This window comes from Croceitalea sp. MTPC5, from assembly GCF_036985505.1.
GTDB lineage: Bacteria > Bacteroidota > Bacteroidia > Flavobacteriales > Flavobacteriaceae > Croceitalea.
The window spans coordinates 74,082-92,141 of the sequence record NZ_BTGQ01000008.1 but is presented as its reverse complement, the minus strand read 5'-3'; the positions used below and the strand labels follow the sequence as shown (position 1 = coordinate 92,141).

Here is an 18,060-nt window from a genome sequence, read left to right as displayed (position 1 = left end):
TTTAACGTACATTTGCAAGATAGTATTGGCATCATGGGCAACCTTAAAAATCAGGAAATCGTAAAGAACGTTTTTACCACCTTTTTGGAAGAAAACGGTCACCGGAAAACACCTGAACGTTACGCAATTCTTCAAGAAATCTATGAGAGTGACGACCACTTTGATGTGGAATCACTCTACATCAAGATGAAAACCAAAAATTACCGGGTAAGTAGGGCAACCTTATACAATACCATAGAACTTTTATTGGAATGTAAATTGGTTCGCAAGCACCAATTTGGGAAAAACCAGGCGCAATACGAAAAATCTTATTTTGACCGGCAGCACGACCACGTAATTTTAACTGATACCGGTGAAGTTGTGGAATTCTGTGATCCACGTATCCAATCCATCAAAAAAACAATCGAAGAGGTTTTCGACATCAAGATCAGTAACCATTCATTATACTTCTACGGAACTAGAAATAAAGAAGAAAAACTAACCGAATAACCAACAACATTCATGGTAGATTTATTGCTTGGACTCCAATGGGGAGACGAGGGAAAGGGTAAAATAGTTGACGTTCTCACTAAAAATTATGACATTATCGCAAGATTTCAGGGAGGACCGAATGCCGGCCATACCTTGGAATTTGATGGTATAAAACACGTTCTTCACACCATTCCCTCAGGTATTTTCCATAAAAATGCCATTAATGTCGTTGGCAATGGGGTGGTTATCGATCCTGTGATATTCAAGAAAGAGCTTGATAACCTCAAAAAATTCAATATCGACATCGTTTCGAAATTGTTCATTTCGAGAAAAGCACATTTGATCCTCCCTACGCATCGATTGCTTGATGCCGCATCAGAGGCTTCGAAGGGTAAGGCCAAAATCGGTTCGACCTTAAAAGGTATTGGTCCGACGTACATGGATAAAACAGGTCGAAACGGCATGCGGGTCGGGGATTTGGAATTTGATAATTGGAAGGAAAAATACCGCACCCTGGCTGACAAGCACGAGGCCATGATCGGTTTTTATGATGTTGACATTCAATACGACCTAGAAGAACTGGAAGCTGAATTTCTAGAAGGTGTCAATGAACTTAAAAAACTTAAGTTCATTGATAGCGAAGAGTTCATTTTCAGCGCAATGACCGAGGGTAAAAAGATTTTGGCCGAAGGGGCGCAGGGATCCTTGTTAGATATTGATTTTGGTACGTATCCCTTTGTAACCTCATCGAATACCACAGCAGCAGGAGCTTGTACCGGACTTGGCGTCGCACCCAATAAAATAGGCCGTGTACTTGGTATCTTTAAGGCCTACACCACACGAGTGGGCAGTGGCCCCTTCCCTACCGAACTCTTTGATGAGGCCGGTGAGACCATGGGGCGTGTCGGTAATGAATTCGGGGCCACCACAGGAAGACCCAGACGCTGCGGATGGTTAGACTTAGTTGCTTTGAGGTATGCCGTAAAGATAAATGGCGTAACCGAACTTATGATGATGAAAGGTGATGTATTGAGTGGGTTTGACACCTTAAAGGTATGCACATCTTACCAATACAAAGGTCAAGAAATCAAACACTTACCCTACAACATAGAGACCGAAAATGTGACACCGGTGTACAAGGAAATGCAAGGCTGGGAAAAAGATTTGACCAAACTGACTTCTGAAAAGGAATTTCCGAAGGCGCTGAACGCCTATATTGCCTTTTTGGAAGAAGAACTTCACGTACCCATTAAAATTGTATCAGTAGGGCCCGATAGAACACAAACCATACATCGCTAACCGCATACTTTTTAATAGCGACTTGATTGCTTATATTTAACGAATATCCTAATCGTTGAATATGAAAAGTAGCAAATACGCGCTTAATGGTGCTTTTATTTTTCTCGGTGCACTGACCCTTTTACTCCACCAAGGTTGTAACCGGCAAGACAATACCAAAATTGAGGTTGATAGCCACATCGTTCTTTTGGGTAATAACCTGGGGTCACGTATGATGGAATATGGGCATTTCGAGACCGAAATGCACTTGCGTTACCCTGAAAGCAATTTATTTATCCGTAATATTTGTGACCCCGGTGACACCCCAGGGTTTCGACCGCATTCAGGTCGAATGAACCCTTGGGCATTTGATGGTGCGGAAAAGTTTCAAACGGAATTGGCCCGAAATTCAGGTAGCGAAGGGGTGTTTGAATCCCCAGACGAATGGTTACAGCGACTTTCTGCAGATATCATTATCGCATTCTTTGGGTACAATGAGTCTTTTGAGGGTGAAGCTGGCTTGAATAATTTCAAAAATGAATTGGATGCCTTCGTCAAACATACCCTAGGTCAAAAATATAATGGTGAAAATCCACCCAAGTTGGTTCTAGTATCCCCTATAGCTTTTGAAGATCTCTCTGAAACACAAGACCTTCCGAATGGGGAGCAAACCAATAAAAATTTGCTATTATATACGAGGGGCATACAAGATATCAGTAAAAAAAACAACGTAATTTTTGTTGACGCTTTTAATCCAAGTAAAAAGTGGTTTACTGAAGGTGAGCAGCTGACTATAGACGGTTTCCAGTTAAATGCCTTGGGGTATGCCCGATTGGCGAAACTCTTGTCAAATAGTATTTTTGGTCAGGTTACCAGTCTAGATGAGGCCAAGAGGGCCGCCATCAACGAGGCGGTGGCCCAGAAAAATTTTTATTGGCATAATGATTATAAAATTCCAAATGGCGTGCACGTATTCGGGCGAAGACATGCCCCATATGGCCAAGATAATTACCCTTTTGAAATACAAAAAACCAGGGAACTGACCGCAAATAGGGACTCTTTAATCTGGGCGGTGGCACAGGGGGAGGCGTACGATCTGGTGACCGCAGATGAAAATACCTCTAAGCTTCCCCCTATAACGACCAATTATAAAATGGGCGATAGCGATGACCCTGCAAACTACCTATACGGAGAAGACGCCTTGAGTTCGTTTAAAGTTCCGAAAGGATATAAAATCGAACTTTTTGCTTCTGAAAAAGAGTTTCCTGATTTGGCAAACCCCGTACAGATTTCATTTGATGATAAAGGCAGGCTATGGGTAGCGACCATGCCTTCTTACCCACACTACAAACCAGGGGACCCCAAACCGGCCGACAAATTGATCATCTTAGAAGATACCGATCATGATGGTAAAGCGGACAAACAGACCACGTTTGCAGATAACCTGCACCTTCCCATAGGTTTTGAGTTCGCACCAGAGGGGGTTTATGTTAGTCAAAGTACCGATTTAAAGCTGTATTCAGATGCCAATGGGGACGATAAAGCCGATAAAGAGGAAATTATTTTGAGTGGTTTTGATGACCATGATACCCATCATGCCATTTCTGCCTTTACAGCTGATCCCTCGGGAGCCTTTTACATGGCAGAAGGTATTTTCTTGCATAGTAATATAGAGACCCCCTATGGTCCCGTTAGGGCTACCAATGGTGGGTTTTACAGGTATTCACCACAACAAAAACGACTCGAAAGAACCGCACAGGTCAATATTCCGAATCCATGGGGGATTGCTTTTGATGATTGGGGGCAAGACTTTTTTCTTGAGACTTCAGGTACTAAGATGCATTGGCTAATGCCCAGTACCCTAAACCCCATCTATGGTGTTGCCTCGCCCATGACCAGGGATTTAATCGAAAAAGCACATCGGGTCAGGCCCACCTCAGGATTGGAATTTATCTCGAGTAGGCACTTTCCTGATGAGGTGCAGGGTGATATCCTTTTAGGGAATACCATAGGTTTTTTAGGACTCAAACAACACCAGGTTCAAGAATCCGGAACAGGTTATGACACCAAACACCGACAAGATTTGTTGGTGAGTAATGACCCTAATTTCAGGCCCGTTGATATCGAATTCGCACCTGACGGCTCCCTTTATCTTGTGGATTGGCACAATGTACTGGTTGGACATATGCAGCATAACGCCCGCGATCCCTTAAGGGACCATGTACACGGGCGTATCTATCGCATAACCTATCCATCTCGGCCTTTGGTAGCACCGGCCAAAATCGAGGATGCTACGATAACACAGTTACTGGATAATTTAAAATTACCCGAGTATCGAAGCAGGTACCGCTCACGAAGGGAGCTTCGATCTCGAAATTCAGGGGAGGTCAGCAAGAAGTTAAAGGAATGGACCGCTAATCTAGATAGCTCAGAGGCGAATTATGAACATCATATGTTGGAAGCACTTTGGGTATCATGGGGAATAAATAAAATCGATTCCGACTTATTAAATTATGCCATCACTGCTAAAGACCACCGAGTGAGGGCGGCAGCCGTTCGGGTAGTCCGTTATGCCGGTAACAGCCTACCCAATCAAAAAGAGTTATTACTTAAAGCTGCGGATGATGCCCATGGCAGGGTACGCCTAGAGGCCGTAGTTGCCGCTACATGGATGGACAAAGCTACCGGGGAAGATATTCTTGCCGTAGCTGAAAAAGCACCCTTGGATGAATGGATGCAAGATTCCTTCGATTTTGCCAAAACGAGGTTGTCAGGGGTATATAAGGAAGCCGACCCAGATGTGGCCATCGCTTCGCATTTAAAGGGCGAGGATTTTGAGACCTTTAAAAAGGGTAAAAAGATCTATGAAACGGAAGGCTATTGTATTACCTGTCATCAAAAAAACGGTGGAGGGTTACAAGCAGGGGGCTATCCGACCCTGGTAGATCAAAATTGGGTTCTGGGTAGTCAAGAAAGGCTTATCAAACTGACGTTAAATGGCCTCTACGGCCCCATGGACGTTATGGGTATACACTATGAGGGCCAAGTACCCATGCTCGCTTTTGGCGATATTTTAAAAGACGATGAAATTGCCGCTGTCTTGACCTATGTGAGAAACGCTTTCGGAAACAAGGCCAGTGTCGTAAAAACCGAGACCGTAAAACAAGTCAGGGAAGCCACCAAGGACAAAGAAGGCTTTTGGACACCCGACGAGTTACTAAAACTACACCCCGACCAATAAGAACATAAAAACAGCTTACACGATGAAAATGCAAAACGTACAAAGAATAGGGATGCTGGTGCTTCTAGCGATACTATCCATGGCATGCAATGAAAAAAAGAAGGAAGAAAAAAAACCTCCGATAGAAGAAAAAAAACCACATATCGTCTTTGTGACCGGAGATGAAGAATACAGATCGGAAGAATCCATGCCGATGCTGGCAAGATTGGCAAAACGGGAGCTTGATGCCAAAGTCACGATTTGCTATGCGCTGGATTCCGCAGGGTATATTGCCCCAAACCGCACTGACCATATTGCGGGCCTTGAAGCCTTAGAAGATGCCGATTTAATGGTCATTTTCACCCGCTATAGAACCTTGCCTGAACAAGAGCGCAACCATATCGTTGATTACGCTGAATCGGGAAGGCCCATCGTGGGTTTCAGAACCGCCACCCATGCCTTTAAATATGAAAACGACTCCAGTTTGGTATACTGGAATGATGAATGGCCCACGAAAGTATTCGGACAACAGTGGATTACCCACCACGGCCATTTTGATGATGGTGCCAATCCATTAACAAAGGTGGTCACCATAGAAGACCAAGAAGCACATCCCATACTCAACGGTTTTGAACCCATGGAAACCTTTTCTTGGCTCTACCATGTGAATGGTGGTGATTGGAAATTATATGGGGACAGCAACCCTATTTTACAGGGAACCTCATTGAAATCAAAACACCAAATGGAAGGCAATTTAGACCAATACCCAATGACCAATCCGGTGGCATGGACAAAAAGCTATACCGGAAAGTCCGGAAAACCATCACGGGTATTTTTTACCACCCTAGGCCACCCTTACGACTTCAAACTTGCTGGAGTCAGGAAAATTGCGCTCAATGGAATATATTGGGCCTTGGAAAGAGAAAACGAAATTCCTGAAAACGGAGCCAATGTTTCTTTGGATGTTGCCTATGAACCAAACAATTCCGGCTTTGGCCAACGGTATAAACCAATGCAAAAACCGCAACAAATCGAATAAACCAAATAAAGTCTATTTTGTAAATTGTTGTTAAACTATGGCCTGAAAACAAGCAAGGGAAGTAGACAACTGCACTAAAAAAGCTACTTTTGATCAAAATTTGATGATTTGACAAGAGTTCTATTTTTTATTTTTCTCTTTTCTCTACTTATATCCAATGCTCAGGTTACCACGAAGGAAGGAAAACAAATAAATATTGTTTACGGTGGAACATTCTCAAAAGATGAGATAAACGCACCTGGTGCCTCTATATTTAGTAAAGATGAAGAACGTCAAGTTCAATTTGAGCATCAAGGCGCAGACCTATGGTGTGACATTGCTATTTTCTACGCTGCCGAAAATAAGCTAAGGGCCATTGGTAACGTACGTTTGCAACAGGGTGATTCTGTCGAAATGAACAGTGGTAAGATCAATTATGACGGAAATACCAAAATTGCAAAAGCATGGGAAAATGTTGACCTTACCGATGGTCAAATGACCCTCACGACCGATACCCTTTATTTTAACCGCGAAAAACAACAATCTTTCTACGATTCAGGTGGTAAAGTAGTCGATTCCGCAAACGTTCTGACCAGTAAGATCGGTACGTATTTTATGGAATTGAAGAAAGTGCAGTTTCAAGACAGCGTACATATCGATAACCCAGAATACACTATTGATTCAAAACAATTGGATTACTATAGAATTTCTAAAAACGCCTATATGTACGGGCCCTCGACCATTGTCGGGGAAGAATATACGATTTATTGTGAACGCGGATTCTATGATACCAAGGTAGAACAGGGCTATGGGGTCAAAAACACAAAAATCAATTACAGTAACAGAATTATTGAGGGTGATAGTGTCTATTTTGACAAAACCACTTCTTTCGCATCGGCAACCAATAATATTACGGTTACCGATACCATCAACGACGGTGTTATTCGGGCGCACTACGCAGAGATATTCAAAGAAAAAGATTCCGTTTTTGCCACAAAACGTGCCGTAGCCATTAGTTTGGTTCAATTAGATTCACTTTACATTCATGGCGACACGCTTATGGTAACGGGGCCTCCTGAAAATAGGGAATTGCGGGCCTTCAGAAATGCCAAGTTCTATAAAACCGATTTAAGCGGTAAATGCGATTCCATTCATTCTAAAGAGAAAACAGGGGTCACCGAATTGATTACCAATCCTATTTTATGGAATGTGGACAATCAAATGACCGGCGATAGCATCTATCTTATTTCTGATTTAGAGACCGAAAAGTTAGACTCCCTGAAAGTAATTGAAAACGCATTTATCATTGCCTTGGATACCATAGGAAAAACGGGGTATAACCAGGCTAAAGGAGTTAATCTCTATGGCAAGTTCATTGAAAATGAGTTGAAGATCATTGACTTGGTCAAAAATACCGAAGTCATTTACTACATTTACAATGACGACGATGAATTAATCGGTATAGACAAAACCATATGTAGTAAAATCAGGCTATTGATGGAAAATAGTGATATTGATGACATTACTTTTTTCGTAAATCCCGATGGGAATATTTTTCCGGAAAAAGACTTACCGGTCGAGGGTAGAAAATTAAAGGGCTTTATTTGGCGTGGTGATGAGCGCATTTTAACTAAAGATGACATTTTCGATGAAGATGACAATTCGATTGAATTGGTCAAAATCAGGGGTATCGATAATCCTGTGGATATTGACACCGAAGAAAGGGAACGCAATGGATTGCCACCCTTAGACCCCTCGATTCCAAAACAAAATTCAAAAGCGATAACACCCAAACGGCCCGTACTGAAAAAGTTGGGCAACACACAGTAGTTGTATTTGACAAACTGTTATACCATGAAGGCGGATTTTCACAAATACCAGGCTCAAACGACTCCACACCCCTTAGCCCTTGAAGTTTCCAATGCTCAGGGAAGCTATATCTATGACACTGACGGAAATGCCCATTTAGACTTTGTGGCAGGTGTTTCAGCGTGCAGCTTGGGGCACTGCCATCCGAAGGTAGTTCAAGCCATCAACGAACAGTCGCAACAATACCTTCACGTGATGGTATATGGCGAGTATATTCAAGAACCGGCCGTATCCTATTCAAAAATGTTGGCTTCATACCTGCCAGAAAATCTTGAGACCACGTATTTGGTGAATTCAGGCACCGAGGCAATAGAAGGGGCCATAAAGCTAGCACGCCGGGTCACGGGGCGTTCACAATTGCTGGCTGCCCACCATGCCTATCACGGCAATACCATGGGTAGTTTGAGCTTAATGGGATTTGAAGAACGAAAACAGCCTTTTCGTCCGCTTGTTCCTGATGTTGCCTTTATCGAGTTCAATAGCACAGAAGACCTCAATAAAATTACCACCAAGACCGCTGCAGTGGTCTTAGAAACCATTCAAGGGGGAGCCGGGTTTATAATGCCAAGGCAAGGGTATCTTCAACAAGTTCGCAAACGCTGTGACGAAGTGGGTGCAGTATTGATCCTAGACGAGATTCAACCTGGGTTCGGTCGCACAGGTAAACTTTTTGCTTTTGAACATTATGATATTACCCCTGACATTTTGGTCATTGGTAAAGGGATGGCCTCTGGGCTTCCCGTAGGGGCATTTGTAGCTTCATTTGAAATGATGCAACAGCTTAGGGAAAATCCAAAATTAGGGCATATTACCACTTTTGGCGGTAATCCTGTCATAGCCGCAGCATGTTTGGCAACCCTAAGGGAAATCACTGAAAGTCAAATAATTAAACAGACCCTCGAAAAAGAAAAACTGTTCCGAAAGCTTTTGGTACATCCTTTGATTAAAGAAATTAGGGGAAAAGGATTAATGTTGGCAATGCTGCTTGAAAATGTCGAAATAGCCAATTATTTGGTTTTGGAAGCCGCAAAAAAAAGGCTCATTCTGTTTTGGCTTTTATTCGAACCCAAGGCGGTGCGTATATCGCCTCCGCTCACCATTACAGATGATGAGATCAAGAAGGGATGCCACCAAATAATAGGGTTGTTGCATAATTACGAAACTGCTTCTGTTAACTAAATTGTTAATAACAAACCCAAATCTAGGACTAAAATCAGCCTATTTAAAAGCTAATTTTAAGTCCATAGGTAAACAAACAGGTTTCTATGGCGTTAGAATCTAACGAAAATACAGACAAGTCAATTCTGAAATTTGAGTCCATGCTCAAAACGGATGACGTTTATTTCTTTGATGCCGAAGACTTTGAAGGCATTGTGCACCACTACTTGAATATTGGTAAAGTGGCCTTGGGTAAAAAAGCGATTCAGATAGGTTTGCGGCAACATCCGAATTCGATAGCATTAAAGTTGCTTCGTGTGGAGGTATTGGTTTTTGAAGACCAGTTTGAGGCCGCCGAAAGTTTGTTGGATGAACTGCAGATCATAGATACCACCAATGAAGAGATCTTAATTCAACGGGCCAATATCTTATCGAAACAAGATGATCATCAGGGAGCTGTTGAAATGTTACTCAAGGCACTTCAAATGGCCGAAGATAGTTTTGACGTTTATTCGTTGTTAGGCATGGAATATTTGTTCATGGATGATTTTGAAAAGGCGAAGAACAGTTTTATGAAGTGTTTGGATTATGATGAGAACGATTACTCTTCGCTTTACAATGTTATTTACTGCTTTGAGTTCTTAGAAGATTTTGACGGCGCCATCATCTATTTGAACGATTATCTAGAACGAAACCCTTATTGTGAGGTCGCGTGGCACCAATTGGGTAAAATGTATTTCTCGAAAAAAATGCTAAAAGAGGCACTTACCGCCTTTGACTTTGCCATTATTTCAGACGATTCCTTCTTAGGGGCCTATTTTGAGAAAGGTAAGGTTCTTGAGAAATTGGGCAAATACAACGAGGCGATAGAAAGTTATCAGACGACCATAAACATTGATGACCCAACTTCACATGCCTATCTTAGGATAGGTAAATGCCACGAACGGTTGGGCAATGATGATTTGGCCAAATATTATTATTACAACACGGTTCATGAAGACCCCTTATTGGACAAGGGTTGGATCGCGATAACAGAGTTTTACACTAAAAAACGGAATTACCCTAAAGCACAGCATTACATCAACAAAGCGATAAACATTGATGGCGAAAACGCACAGTATTGGAAGAAAAGTGCCAATATCTATGTTGCTTTGAATAATTTTGATGAAGCGGATTTCGCATTTAAACAATCTGTCGATCTTGGCAATTACGAATTGGATACGTGGCAAAATTGGGCGGCCGTACTATCTAGGCTAAATGATTATAATGCCGCCATTCAAGTATTGTTACAAGGCTTGGAATTCTACCCCGATAATGCCGAAATGTATTATGAGCTTTCAGGGCTCTACCTGAAATCAAATAAAACTGCCCTAGCTAAGGAAAAATTAAATACGGCCCTACAATTAAATGCAGGAAAAGCGGTTTACTTTAAGAATAATTTTCCTGAATTTGAAAACGTAAATTGGATTAAGGATATTTTCAAAAACAATAAAAAAGCATCGACTTAATCTTAAAATAACACGTAAGCATGGGGGCTCGTAAATTGGTTGACTACACCATTATTACCCTTAAGGGAATGGCAATGGGTGCTGCCGACGTTGTGCCGGGCGTATCCGGCGGTACAATTGCATTTATTTCAGGTATTTATGAAGAACTGATTTCATCTATCAACAATATCAACCTTAAACTTTTTACCGTCTTAAAAAAAGAGGGGTTCAGTGCTTTTTGGAAACAGCTTAATGGCAATTTTTTGTTGGCCCTATTCACCGGTATCTTTATAAGCCTGTTTTCTTTGGCCAAGTTTCTTAGTTGGTTGTTGGAAAATCAACCCATCTTACTTTGGTCGTTTTTCTTTGGGTTGGTACTGGCGAGTATTTTCTTGGTGGGTAAGGAAATCAAAAAATGGAATGTCGTATCCATACTTGTTCTCATTGCAGGGGCTTGCATCGCGTATTTTATAACGACATTACCGCCAAACGAAAACGTAGATAGTTATCCATTTTTATTCTTATCAGGGGCCTTAGCGGTATGTGCGATGATATTGCCCGGTATTTCAGGGGCCTTTATTTTGGTATTGCTCGGCTCTTATAAGACCATTCTCGACGCAGTTCACGAACGTGACCTAAAAATGGTCATCACGGTAGCAGTGGGGGCAATATTCGGTTTATTGAGTTTTGCCAGACTGTTAAAGTGGATGTTCAAGAATTATCGTAACACCACACTCGCTCTATTAACCGGCTTTATATTGGGATCTTTGAACAAAATATGGCCTTGGAAAGAAGTTTTGCAAAGTAAGGTCTTTGATGACAAGATCATACCGATAAAAGAAAACAATATTTCACCTTTGGCTTTTGATGGCGACCCACAACTCACATTTGCCATAATACTGGCTTTACTAGGTTTTTCCCTTATTTTTATACTGGAAAGAATAGCTTCCAAAAAATAGGGAAGTCCCTTTATGCACCAGAACAGAACACTTTTAGATAAGTTATTTTTAATCATCAAGGGCCTTTTTATGGGTGCCGCCAACAAGGTTCCCGGAGTTTCAGGTGGCATTGTGGCATTTGTGGGCGGATTCTATGAAGAGTTCATTTATTCCCTTCAAAAAATAAATCTAAAAGCGTTAAAGCTGCTCTTTAATGGAAGGTTTAAAAGCTTTTACCATTACACCAACGCTACTTTTTTGATTTTGCTGATAACCGGGATGCTCATCAGTTATTTCAGCGTTTCCCGTTTACTGGACTACTTTTTGGAGAAAAAGGAACTGTTTGTATGGGCCGCGTTCTTCGGTATGGTACTGGGTTCCATTTATTACATATCAAAAGACTTTGGGCAATGGAACAAAAAAACCATTACGGCATGTATCGTCGGACTTTTGATAGGTGTCTCGATAAGTTTTTTGAATCCTGCAAAAGAGAACGACCATCTTCTGTTTATCTTTTTCTGTGGTATGATAAGTGTTTCGGGCATGACCCTTCCAGGGCTTTCTGGATCGTTCATTTTAATACTAATAGGCAATTATGTCTTGTTACTGGTAGATTCGGTAAACAGTCTTTACGATACATTCGCAGAAATACTTCGAGGTGATTTCAGTTTCATGGAGAATGGGGCTCGAATACATGCCTTGACCATTTTAGGGGTCTTTACCTTAGGTTCGGCAACGGGTCTTGTCACGCTATCGCATCTCTTGGGCTATGTGTTAAAACGTTACAACAATATCACAACAGCAGTGATCATAGGCTTTATTTCGGGTTCATTGGGCGTTATCTGGCCCTGGAAAGAAACAATGTTCAAGTTGGATACTTCAGGAAATGTGCTTTTAGACACCAATGGAAATGAAATCATTTCGAACTACCGGCGCTATTGGCCCGACATTTTTTCTACGGATACCTGGGGAGCGATTTTCTTCATTATTTTTGGAATCTTCATTTTATTGAGTTTAGATTGGTATGGAAAAAAAAGAAAGGAAAAAAAATAGGTTTGGCCTAATAGGTAGAAACATTTCATATTCTTTTTCCCAAGGATATTTTACCGAGAAATTCGATGAACTGGGGTTAAAAGGGCATTCTTATGAAAATTTTGACCTCAAGGATATTTCCTTTTTTCCTGACCTAATTGCCGAACAGGCCTTTAAAGGCCTCAATGTAACCATACCCTACAAAGAAGAAATTATTCCATATCTAGATCGCCTTGATGCCGAAGCAGATAGTATCGGCGCGGTCAATACGATAAAGTTTACCGATGAAGAACTCGTTGGATACAACACCGATGCCCACGGATTTCAAGAATCCCTAAAACCACATCTTAAAAAACACCATAAAAAGGCATTGATCTTAGGAACGGGAGGGGCCTCAAAAGCAATCACATATGTTTTGGACAAGTTGGGAATCGACTTTTGTTACGTTTCAAGAACCCCCTCGAAACATCAACTTTCATATATTGACCTGAATCGTGATAAGCTTGAAAAATACCAGGTTATTATCAACTGCAGCCCAGTGGGCACCTACCCGAACACCAATGAAGAACCTGATATCCCCTATCACTATATCACCGATAACCACTTGCTTTTCGATTTAATCTATAATCCAAGTAAAACAGGCTTCTTAAAACAAGGGGAACGTTATGGCGCAATGATTCAAAACGGGTTACCCATGTTACAACTACAGGCAGAAAAAGCATGGCAAATCTGGAAACGGTAATCCCAAAAATCCATCAATGCATTAGAAACCCAGAATAAAGTACCCGTCCTTAAAATCATCAAAAGAATATGGACTATCTTTGTTATTACTTGGTATAGTTAGTAACTTACCGTTAAATGCCATCAATCAAAACCTATAAAGAACATCGTGATGGACGAGAAAGAACACAACGCACAAATTGATGCGGAGAAGGAACATAGCACTGATCATCAAGAAGAATCCACTTCTGAACCCCTAGAGGAAAACAAGCCTGAACAACTTGATATCCCTGAGGGTAGCTCGAATATAAGCGAACCAGTCGCCAAATTAGAAGACGATACCCAAACCCCTTCGAAGGCCGGTCAAGACAACGAGGTACAGTCTGAGATCGACCAAGAAAATGCCGAGGATGCCGAAGACGCCGAAAATGGGAAAAGACATGAAATACCTTTTCTAGACTACCATGCAATGTCCATGGAGAATTTGGTAGGCGAATTACAGCGTTTGGTCAAAAACGAAAAAGTTCAAGCAATCAATAAACATGTAAATGAGATAAAACATGAATTTGATTTAAAATTTCAAGAATTTTTAGAACATAAGAAGGAAGAATTTGTAGCGAATGGCGGTAACGAAATTGACTTTAGATACAACTCGGTTACCAAAAGGCAGTTTAATGAGGTGTACTCAGAATACCGTGAAAAACGCAACCAATACTATAAAAACCTTGAAAAGAGCCTAAAAGAAAACCTACAGAAAAGGTTAAGCATTATTGAAGACCTCAAAGGTGTGGTCAATGTAGAGGAAGATATCAATACTACCTACAAGAATTTCAAGGCCATTCAAGAGGCCTGGCGTAATGCCGGACCAATACCAAGAAACAATTACAATGATGTTTGGCGTACCTACCATCATCATATTGAGATATTTTATGATTTCCTGCATCTTAACCGTGAGCTTCGCGATTTGGATTTCAAGCATAACCTAGAAGAGAAACTCAAATTGATCATAAAGGCTGAAGAACTTCAAAATGAGCCTGACCTCGGAAAGGCATTTCGGGAACTGCAGACGCTGCATAAAATCTGGAAAGAAGATATTGGTCCGGTAGCCAAAGAGCATAGGGACGCTATTTGGGAAAGGTTCAGCAATGCCACAAAAGCGATGCATAACCGTAGGCAAGAACATTTTGCTAAGCTAGAGGCCGGGTATGAAGAAAATTTGGTTAGAAAAAATGAAATAATAAGTGCGATAAAGGCCATTGCAGAAAATGTTTCCAATAATCACAAAGAAATCCAAAAGCAGATCAAAGAAATTGAGGCACTTCGCGATGCGTTCTTCAAAGCGGGCAAAGTACCCCAAAGGGTGAATGAAATCACTTGGGGAGCCTTTAAAGATGCCGTAAGGGACTTTAATCGTGGTAAGAATAACTTTTACAAGAATCAGAAAAAAGAACAGCATCAAAATCTAGAGAAAAAACGCGAACTACTGGCATTGGCCGTAGCAATGAAAGACAGCGAGGATCATGAGCAGGCCACACCCGAAATGAAACGCATTCAGAGTGAATGGAAAAAAATCGGACATGTACCACGAAAGTATTCCGATAAAATATGGGTAGAGTTCAAAAACGCATGTAATCACTATTTTGACCGCCTACATGCTGAAAAAAACGAGAACCAAAAAGAAGAACTGGCCAATTTTGAACAAAAGAATGCGTGTTTAGAACGTTTAAAGGCCTTTCAGCTAAGTGGGGACAAAAAAAAGGATGTTGCAACAATCAAAAAATTCATAGCCGAATGGAAGACTTACGGACGCGTACCTTTCAACAAAAAGCACATCAATGGCAAATTCAATAAAATAATCGATGCGCTCTTCAGAAAACTTGATGTCAGTAAGCAAGAATCCGAATTGTTGAAATACGGTGATAAAATAAAGCAACTTGCAAAATCGGATAACGATTACGCCATAAGCAACGAACGTACTTTTATAAAAAGGAAATTAGAGGAAAGTAAGAGTGAGATTCGACAATTGGAGACCAATTTACAGTTTTTCTCCAACGCTTCTGAAGATAGTCCCGTGGTAAAGGACGTCATTAAAAACATCAATAGACATAAGGAGGCCCTCGCCACATGGAAAACAAAGCTCAAAAATCTGAATATCCTAGAAAATAAGCTGAATAAGGAGGAAGCGGAAGATTCTAATCCTGAAAATAATACGGAAGAGGAATAATCCTCTATTCCCTTTTTCACGGACAATGGCCCAAATGATTTTTCCATTCTGGAAGTATCGATGAACCTCGAAATTTGTTCACCACCTAAATGCCCATTTCAATCGAATAGGCTTATTTGGCCACATTTACAGCCCGAGTCTCTCGAATAACGGTAACTTTTACCTGACCCGGATAGGTCATATCGGTTTGGATTTTTTGGGATATCTCAAAAGACAGTTCAGCTGCTTTATCGTCATTGACCTTTTCACTCTCAACAATAACCCGCAGTTCACGGCCAGCTTGAATTGCATAGGCTTTTTGCACCCCATTGAACCCAAAGGCAACATCCTCTAAATCTTTGAGTCGTTGTATGTATGAATCCAAGACTTGGCGTCTCGCACCTGGTCTGGCCCCACTAATGGCATCACAGACTTGAACGATCGGAGAGATCAAGGTCGTCATCTCTATTTCATCGTGATGGGCCCCGATAGCGTTACAAACCTCTTTCTTTTCACCATATTTTTCGGCCCATTGCATCCCCAGAATAGCGTGTGGTGTCTCAACCTCTACCTCTGTATTTGGTACCTTACCGATATCATGCAAGAGTCCGGCCCGTTTGGCGATTTTAGGGTTGAGCCCTAGTTCAGCAGCCATGACACCACAGAGTTTGGCCACTTCACGGGAGTGTTGTAGTAGGTTTTGACCATAAGAGGAACGATATTTCATTCGACCTACCGCTTTGATGAGTTCAGGGTGCAACCCATGAATACCCAAATCAATCACGGTACGTTTTCCGATTTCAACAATCTCTTCGTTAATTTGTTTCTCGGTCTTTTTGACAATCTCTTCAATACGCGCCGGATGTATACGTCCATCCGTAACCAAACGATGTAAAGAGAGTCGGGCTATTTCCCGTCGAACTGAATCAAAACAAGAAAGTATGATTGCCTCAGGGGTATCGTCAACAATGATCTCAACGCCCGTAGCGGCTTCAATGGCACGGATATTCCTTCCTTCCCGTCCTATGATTCGCCCTTTGACATCGTCAGACTCTAGGTTGAATACCGAAACACAATTTTCTACGGCTTCTTCAGTACCGATTCGTTGTATGGTATTGATTACGATTTTTCGGGCTTCTTGCTGTGCGGTAAGTTTGGCCTCTTCAAGTGTGGTCTGAAGGTAGGCCATGGCATCGGTTTTAGCCGTTTCTTTAAGGGACTCCAACAATTGGCTTTTCGCGTCTTCGGCAGATAGGCCTGAAATGACCTCAAGCTGTTGTACTTGACTTTTATGCAGTTTCTCTACCTCAGCTTGTTTCTTGTCAAAAATTTCCGATTTATGTTCAACTTCCTTCAACTGTCTCTCTAGTTGTTCATTCAATCGCTTGCCCTTGGCTAGTTCATTGCTGGTCTGTGATTCTTTATCACGGGTTCTTTTCTCAGCTTCGGCAATTTTCTTGTCCTTATTGATAATAACTTTTTCATGCTCGGCCTTCAGTTCTAGAAATTTTTCCTTGGCTTGAAAAATTTTATCTTTTTTGATACCCTCACCTTCTTTATTGGCCTCTTTAATGATCGCAGTGGCTTCTCTCTTGGCACTGGCCAATATTTTGCCGGCTTTGCCTTTTTCTAGCACTTTGGCTATTATAAAACCGATTGCCAAACCTGCTATTGCAGTTATGATTAGTATTGTGGTGCTATCCATTATCCCATTTTAATTTATAAAAAAAGCCCACATCGGCCAAAGTTTTGTACAAACTCCTAAATAACAGGTTTAGGGCTAACAAGCTGCTCAAGGATCCTTATACAAGTAAGGCATGCTTTTACAACCTAAACTCACCCTTTTTAATTGTAATAACGTTGAGTTTGTCAAAAAATAAATACCAATGTGGGCAGTAACTATTCTATTTTAAAGAACTTATTCTGAAACCAATTTTTGCTTTATCAAATTATCCAAAGCTTTTAACCGTTCTTTGGTCAATTTAAAGTTTTCAGATTCATTTATCCCGCTCTGCTCAATTTTTGAGGCAAACTGAAGCGCACACATGGCAAGAACATCTTGCTTGTCACGTACAGCATAATTCTGCTCAAACTTTTTGGCCAAATTATCAATATTCTTGGCCGCTTTTCGCAAACCTTCTTCTTGCTTTGGGTCAATAGTCAACGGGTATACCCTATCTGCAATAGAAAGCTTGATTTTGAGCTTTTCCTCCATAAATTATATTTTACACTATTCCGCCAGATGTGCTATACAGTGATCCAATTCGCGAATGAGTGTATTTATCTTAAGCTTTGCGTCTGTTTTATTTGTATTACTACCCAGCATCGAATTCGCCAATTTTAAAGAATTATATTTCTCTTCCCAATCCACTAAGGCCTGTTCTGCTTTTTTTTGTCCATTCTTTACGGCAATTAATTCTTCCCTTAACTCCGTGTTGGTTTGGCTGAGCAACTCTAACTTATGCAGAAGCTTACTCACTTTGTTCTCTAAAGAATCAACAATTTCAACAAGTTCCCCCATGTGCAAATCACGATGCGTATGATAACAAAGTTAACTAACCTCGACCAACAAAGCAATAGTTTTGGCAATTTATGTTAATGGCCCATCCAACTTTACCGAATCAATACGACCCCAATTTTTTAAGATTAATAGGTATTCCCTAAAT

The 18,060-nt window shown here is 41.2% G+C and carries 14 protein-coding genes and 1 other RNA gene; 11 read left to right on the top strand and 4 right to left on the bottom strand.

Going from position 1 to position 18,060, the window contains the following annotated elements:
* The first annotated feature begins 33 nt into the window (after nt 1-33).
* The 11 genes from AACM45_RS19570 to AACM45_RS19520 all read left to right on the top strand — a co-directional run bounded on the left by AACM45_RS19570 (nt 34) and on the right by AACM45_RS19520 (nt 15,415).
* The gene (locus AACM45_RS19570; protein ID WP_339144823.1) at nt 34-489 is read left to right on the top strand and encodes a Fur family transcriptional regulator; all 456 of its coding nucleotides are present in this window, start codon (nt 34-36) and stop codon (nt 487-489) included.
* Between the two features lie 12 nt (nt 490-501).
* Nucleotides 502-1,770 carry an adenylosuccinate synthase gene (locus AACM45_RS19565; protein ID WP_339144822.1) on the top strand — a complete coding sequence of 423 codons (1,269 nt, stop codon included), beginning with the start codon at nt 502-504 and terminating at the stop codon, nt 1,768-1,770.
* A 61-nt stretch (nt 1,771-1,831) separates the two neighbouring features.
* A complete protein-coding gene (locus AACM45_RS19560) occupies nt 1,832-4,990 on the top strand; it encodes a PVC-type heme-binding CxxCH protein (protein ID WP_339144820.1) in 3,159 nt (1,052 codons plus the stop codon).
* A 28-nt stretch (nt 4,991-5,018) separates the two neighbouring features.
* The gene (locus AACM45_RS19555; protein ID WP_339144818.1) at nt 5,019-6,008 is read left to right on the top strand and encodes a ThuA domain-containing protein; all 990 of its coding nucleotides are present in this window, start codon (nt 5,019-5,021) and stop codon (nt 6,006-6,008) included.
* A 108-nt stretch (nt 6,009-6,116) separates the two neighbouring features.
* Nucleotides 6,117-7,817, top strand: coding sequence for an OstA-like protein (locus tag AACM45_RS19550; RefSeq protein WP_339144817.1), 1,701 nt, complete (start codon nt 6,117-6,119; stop codon nt 7,815-7,817).
* 24 nt (nt 7,818-7,841) lie between these two features.
* On the top strand, nt 7,842-9,035 hold the full coding sequence (locus AACM45_RS19545) for an aspartate aminotransferase family protein (RefSeq protein WP_339144815.1): 1,194 nt from the start codon (nt 7,842-7,844) through the stop codon (nt 9,033-9,035).
* An 86-nt stretch (nt 9,036-9,121) separates the two neighbouring features.
* A complete protein-coding gene (locus tag AACM45_RS19540) occupies nt 9,122-10,522 on the top strand; it encodes a tetratricopeptide repeat protein (protein WP_339144814.1) in 1,401 nt (466 codons plus the stop codon).
* A gap of 20 nt (nt 10,523-10,542) precedes the next feature.
* Nucleotides 10,543-11,460 carry a DUF368 domain-containing protein gene (locus AACM45_RS19535; RefSeq protein WP_339144813.1) on the top strand — a complete coding sequence of 306 codons (918 nt, stop codon included), beginning with the start codon at nt 10,543-10,545 and terminating at the stop codon, nt 11,458-11,460.
* Between the two features lie 12 nt (nt 11,461-11,472).
* Nucleotides 11,473-12,492 carry a DUF368 domain-containing protein gene (locus AACM45_RS19530; RefSeq protein WP_339144811.1) on the top strand — a complete coding sequence of 340 codons (1,020 nt, stop codon included), beginning with the start codon at nt 11,473-11,475 and terminating at the stop codon, nt 12,490-12,492.
* Nucleotides 12,464-13,213: a shikimate dehydrogenase family protein gene (locus tag AACM45_RS19525; RefSeq protein ID WP_339144810.1), complete on the top strand. Its 750-nt coding sequence runs from the start codon at nt 12,464-12,466 to the stop codon at nt 13,211-13,213. Before AACM45_RS19530 ends, AACM45_RS19525 begins: the two co-directional genes overlap by 29 nt.
* A 150-nt stretch (nt 13,214-13,363) precedes the next feature.
* Entirely contained in the window at nt 13,364-15,415 is a 2,052-nt protein-coding gene (locus AACM45_RS19520; RefSeq protein ID WP_339144809.1) for a DUF349 domain-containing protein, read from the top strand.
* A gap of 112 nt (nt 15,416-15,527) precedes the next feature.
* Here the strand turns inward: AACM45_RS19520 and rny are convergent, their stop codons facing one another.
* The 4 genes from rny to AACM45_RS19500 form a co-directional block, all read right to left on the bottom strand.
* Nucleotides 15,528-17,099, bottom strand: a complete 1,572-nt coding sequence (gene rny, locus AACM45_RS19515) for a ribonuclease Y (protein ID WP_339144808.1) — start codon at nt 17,097-17,099, stop codon at nt 15,528-15,530.
* 50 nt (nt 17,100-17,149) lie between these two features.
* A non-coding RNA gene (gene ssrS / locus AACM45_RS19510) (6S RNA) lies at nt 17,150-17,260 on the bottom strand.
* Nucleotides 17,261-17,312: 52 nt separating this feature from the next.
* A complete protein-coding gene (locus tag AACM45_RS19505) occupies nt 17,313-17,609 on the bottom strand; it encodes a cell division protein ZapA (protein WP_339144807.1) in 297 nt (98 codons plus the stop codon).
* Nucleotides 17,610-17,624: 15 nt separating this feature from the next.
* Nucleotides 17,625-17,915, bottom strand: a complete 291-nt coding sequence (locus tag AACM45_RS19500) for a hypothetical protein (protein WP_339144806.1) — start codon at nt 17,913-17,915, stop codon at nt 17,625-17,627.
* Between the last annotated feature and the right edge of the window lie 145 nt (nt 17,916-18,060).

Excerpts from the sequence above, each read along its gene's own strand:
- AACM45_RS19500 (WP_339144806.1), bottom strand. The coding sequence starts at position 17,915 with ATGGGGGAACTTGTTGAAATTGTTGATTCTTTAGAGAACAAAGTGAGT.
- AACM45_RS19565 (WP_339144822.1), top strand. The coding sequence starts at position 502 with ATGGTAGATTTATTGCTTGGACTCCAATGGGGAGACGAGGGAAAGGGT.
- AACM45_RS19545 (WP_339144815.1), top strand. The coding sequence starts at position 7,842 with ATGAAGGCGGATTTTCACAAATACCAGGCTCAAACGACTCCACACCCC.
- AACM45_RS19505 (WP_339144807.1), bottom strand. The coding sequence starts at position 17,609 with ATGGAGGAAAAGCTCAAAATCAAGCTTTCTATTGCAGATAGGGTATAC.
- AACM45_RS19560 (WP_339144820.1), top strand. The coding sequence starts at position 1,832 with ATGAAAAGTAGCAAATACGCGCTTAATGGTGCTTTTATTTTTCTCGGT.
- AACM45_RS19520 (WP_339144809.1), top strand. The coding sequence starts at position 13,364 with ATGGACGAGAAAGAACACAACGCACAAATTGATGCGGAGAAGGAACAT.
- AACM45_RS19540 (WP_339144814.1), top strand. The coding sequence starts at position 9,122 with ATGGCGTTAGAATCTAACGAAAATACAGACAAGTCAATTCTGAAATTT.
- rny (WP_339144808.1), bottom strand. The coding sequence starts at position 17,099 with ATGGATAGCACCACAATACTAATCATAACTGCAATAGCAGGTTTGGCA.
- AACM45_RS19525 (WP_339144810.1), top strand. The coding sequence starts at position 12,464 with ATGGAAAAAAAAGAAAGGAAAAAAAATAGGTTTGGCCTAATAGGTAGA.
- AACM45_RS19555 (WP_339144818.1), top strand. The coding sequence starts at position 5,019 with ATGCAAAACGTACAAAGAATAGGGATGCTGGTGCTTCTAGCGATACTA.
- AACM45_RS19570 (WP_339144823.1), top strand. The coding sequence starts at position 34 with ATGGGCAACCTTAAAAATCAGGAAATCGTAAAGAACGTTTTTACCACC.
- AACM45_RS19535 (WP_339144813.1), top strand. The coding sequence starts at position 10,543 with ATGGGGGCTCGTAAATTGGTTGACTACACCATTATTACCCTTAAGGGA.
- AACM45_RS19530 (WP_339144811.1), top strand. The coding sequence starts at position 11,473 with ATGCACCAGAACAGAACACTTTTAGATAAGTTATTTTTAATCATCAAG.